Origin of the sequence: Pseudomonas emilianonis, assembly GCF_023072625.1 — a bacterium.
GTDB lineage: Bacteria > Pseudomonadota > Gammaproteobacteria > Pseudomonadales > Pseudomonadaceae > Aquipseudomonas > Aquipseudomonas paraveronii.
On sequence record NZ_JAKNRV010000438.1, the window covers coordinates 1 to 3,731 of the forward strand.

Annotated in this window: 2 protein-coding genes and 2 pseudogenes; 1 reads left to right on the forward strand and 3 read right to left on the reverse strand. The window is 62.0% G+C overall.

Annotation, left to right across the window (positions count from 1 at the left end; genetic code table 11):
• A pseudogene (aroE, locus tag L9Z73_RS26995) lies at nucleotides 1-433 on the forward strand (shikimate dehydrogenase); the annotation flags it as partial.
• A gap of 114 nt (nucleotides 434-547) precedes the next feature.
• Here the strand turns inward: aroE and L9Z73_RS27000 are convergent.
• The 3 genes and pseudogenes from L9Z73_RS27000 to L9Z73_RS27010 all read right to left on the reverse strand — a co-directional run.
• Entirely contained in the window at nucleotides 548-2,116 is a 1,569-nt protein-coding gene (locus tag L9Z73_RS27000; RefSeq protein WP_247407658.1) for a SulP family inorganic anion transporter, read from the reverse strand.
• Nucleotides 2,117-2,275: 159 nt separating this feature from the next.
• Nucleotides 2,276-3,199 carry a choline ABC transporter substrate-binding protein gene (gene choX, locus L9Z73_RS27005; protein ID WP_247407660.1) on the reverse strand — a complete coding sequence of 308 codons (924 nt, stop codon included), beginning with the start codon at nucleotides 3,197-3,199 and terminating at the stop codon, nucleotides 2,276-2,278.
• A gap of 18 nt (nucleotides 3,200-3,217) precedes the next feature.
• Nucleotides 3,218-3,731 (reverse strand): annotated as a pseudogene (locus tag L9Z73_RS27010) (choline-sulfatase); the annotation flags it as partial.

The window sequence follows — 3,731 nt, forward strand, 5'->3', positions numbered from 1 at the left end:
CGCGGTGCGCGGGGCGTTGGAGCCGTTGCTGGCCGAGCGGCCGGCGTCGCTGGTCATCGCCAACCGCACCGTGGAAAAGGCCGAAATGCTCGCCGAGTTGTTCGACGATTTGGGCCCGGTGTCTGCCAGTGGTTTCGACTGGCTGTGTGAGCCGGTGGACGTGATCATCAATGCCACCTCCGCCAGCCTGTCGGGCGATGTACCGCCGATTGCGGGCAGCCTGATCGCGCCGGGCAAGACGTTTTGCTACGACATGATGTACGCCAAGGAACCGACCGCGTTCTGCCGCTGGGCCACGGAACACGGTGCGGCGGTGGCAATGGATGGTCTGGGCATGCTGGTGGAGCAGGCGGCGGAAGCGTTCTTCCTGTGGCGTGGCGTGCGCCCGGATTCGGCGCCGGTGTTGGCCGAACTGCGCCGCCAATTGGCTTGACGCAACTCGAAAGGTGGGAGGGGGCTTGCTCCCGATAGCGGTGAGTCAGCCAAACATGCATCGGCTGCACGACGGCTATCGGGGGCAAGCCCCCTCCCACAGTTTTGATCGTATTCAGTCTTCGAAATGGATGGGGCAGTTGTCGGCGCCTTCCAGCTTTTTCAATTCATCGACGACCTGTGGCCGGGCCCGGCGCAAGGTCAGGCTGCGCCCCAGCGCTTTCAATCGCCGCGCTTCCTGGTGCAGCATCTCCACTCCGGAATAGTCGATAAAGTTGATCTGCTGCGCCTCGATCACCACCCGCTCACACTGCAGGCTTTGCAGGCGCACTTGCAGGTAATGGCTGGCGCCAAAAAAGATCGAGCCGCCGACCCGCAGCACCTCTTCCTCGCCGTCGCGCCATTGCTGAACCCGCGGCTGCGAGGTGCGCTTGAGGTAGAAAAACAACGAGGCGAGCACCCCGGCGTAAATCGCGGTTTGCAGCTCCAGCAGCAAGGTGGCGATGCAGGTCAGGCTCATCACCACAAACTCGGCGCGACTGACCCGGAACAATGCGCGAATGCCCCGATGGTCCACCAGGCCCCAACTGATCAGCAGGATGCTCGCGGCCATGCTCGGGATCGGTATGTGTGCGATCAGCGCCGCGCCAAACAGCGCGAATAACGCCACCCACAGTGCAGAAAATACCCCCGCCAACGGTGAACAGGCGCCCGCTTCATAGCTGAGGCCGGAGCGCGTAAAGGAACCGGCCGACAGGTAGCCGGAGAAAAATCCGCCGACGATGTTGGATAAACCCTGCGCTCGAACTTCCTGGTTGGCGTCGAGCAATTGCTGCGAGCGCGCCGCCAGCGAGCGGGCAATCGACAGGCTGGTCACCAACCCGAGCATGCCCACCGCCACGGCGCTGGGCAGCAGGCGCAAGACCATGTCCAGGTCCAGCGGCAACGGGCTGAATGGCGGCAGCTTGCCGATAAATGCGCTGACCAGTGCCACATGCCCGAACATCGCCGGCCACAGCCAGGCGGCCAGACTGCCCAGCGCGAGCGTGATCAACAGCGTCGGCCAGCGCGGCAGCAGGTATTTGAGCAGTGCGCCCACCAGCAAGGTGCCCAGCCCGAGCAGGAGTGAGGCGTGGTCCCACTCGGCGCCATGGTCGATCAGTTCCAGCAAGCTGTTGATCGCCGTGGCCTGGCTCGGCAAATCCAGGCCCAGCAGGTTGGGCAGTTGGCCGAGGGCAATCACCACGGCGGCGCCGAGGGTGAACCCCAGCACCACCGAATGGGAGATAAAGTTCACCAACGCGCCGAAGCGCAATAGGCCGAGCAACCACTGGAACACCCCGGCGAGGAAGGTCAGCAGCAGGATCAAGGTGATGTAGTCCTGTGAGCCCGGCACGGCCAGGGGGCTGATGCTGGCGTAGAGCACGATGGAAATCGCCGCCGTGGGGCCGCAGATCAGGTGCCAGGACGAACCCCAAAGACACGCGATCAGCACCGGGATGATCGCGGCGTACAGGCCGTATTCCGGTGGGAGACCGGCGATGAGCGCGTAGGCAATCGACTGCGGCAAGGCCAGAACCGCGCCGCTGAGGCCGACGATTGCATCCCGGCCGACGCTGGCGCGGGTTTGGCGCGGCAGCCAGCTGAGGAAGGGAAAGAGTGTGTGGCGGTTGGGCCGGTGCATCGCAAACTCGGATAGAAAGGTTTGGCTCAGGGTATCAGTACACGCCGGCTTTTGTGGGAGGGGGCTTGCTCCCGATCGCGGACTGACAGTCAATGATGTAGTGACTGATCCACCGTTATCGGGAGCAAGCCCCCTCCCACATTTGGACAGTGGCCGGCTTTAGAGTTTGGCTTTTACAGCCGCCAATGCATCCTGGCCGTCCACGGTTTTTACGCCGTCGAGCCACTTGTCCAACACTGCCGGGTTGGCCTTGATCCACGCTTTTGCCGCATCCGCATTGCTGACCTTATTGTTGGCCACCTCGGCCATGATGCTGTTCTCCATCGCCTGGGTGAAACTCAGGTTGGTCAGCAGTTTTCCTACGTTCGGGCAGGCCTGTGCATAACCCTTGCGGGTCAGGGTATACACGCTGCCGGTGTCGCCGAAGTACTTCTCGCCGCCCTTGAGGTAATGCATTTTCAACTGCACGTTCATCGGGTGTGGAGTCCAGCCGAGGAAGGTGATGAAGCGCTGTTTCTTCACCGCCCGTGAGACTTCGGCAAGCATCGCCTGTTCGCTGGACTCGACCAGCTTCCATTTGCCCAGGTCGAAGTCGTTCTTCTTGATGATCTCCTGCAGCGAGAGGTTTGCCGGCGCGCCGGAGCCGATGCCATAGATCTTCTTGTCGAATTTGTCGGCGAATTTACTCAGATCAGCAAAGTCATGCACCCCGGCGTCCCACACATAGTCCGGCACGGCGAGGGTGAATTCGGTGCCGTCGAGGTTTTTCGCCAACTGCACCACATCGCCGTTGGCCACGAACTTGTCGTAGAAACCTTGCTGCGCCGGCATCCAGTTACCCAGGAACACATCCACCTGGCCGTCCTTGAGCCCGCCGAAGGTGATCGGCACCGCCAGGGTGTCGACCTTGGCCTTGTAGCCCATGCCCGTCAGCAGAAAACCGGCGACGGCATTGGTGGCGGCGATATCGCTCCAGCCTGGATCGGCCATCTTCACCGTCTCACAACGGGCATCTGCGTACACGGCGGCGCTGCTCAACGCCACCATGCCCGCTATGCCCAGCACCACAGTCAACTTTTGCATGGCCTTCCCTCTGTTTTATTAGTGTTGGCAGGGTTGTGGATAACGTGCCTTGCGCTCCAGGTCGTCGAGGTCGATATGGTTGCGCATGTATTGCTGACTGGCGTCCACCAGTGGCTGGTGATCCCAGCTCTTCAGCTTGCCTTGGGTCAGTGCCTCAAACACCAGGCGCCGACGGCGTTGGCTGGCGAGCACTTGTTGATGGATCGCCGGGATGTCCCATTTGGCCCGTGCCTCAGTCAGAAAGGCTGTAAACAGCGCCCGGTGTTGCGGCGACTGGCTGAGTTCTTCCTGTTCCCGTGGGTCATTGTGTACATCGAACAGTAGGCAGGGATCGTCTTCGCTGTAGATGAATTTGTAGGCGCCACGGCGAATCATCATCAGCGGGCTGACGGTGCCTTCGGCCATGTATTCGCCGAACACTTCGTCGTGCCCGCCCTGGCCGTGCAAGTGCGGGACCAGCGAGCGGCCGTCCAGGGGCAAGTGCGGTTCGAGTGCGCCGCCGGCCAGTTCCACCAGGGTTGGCAACAGGTCG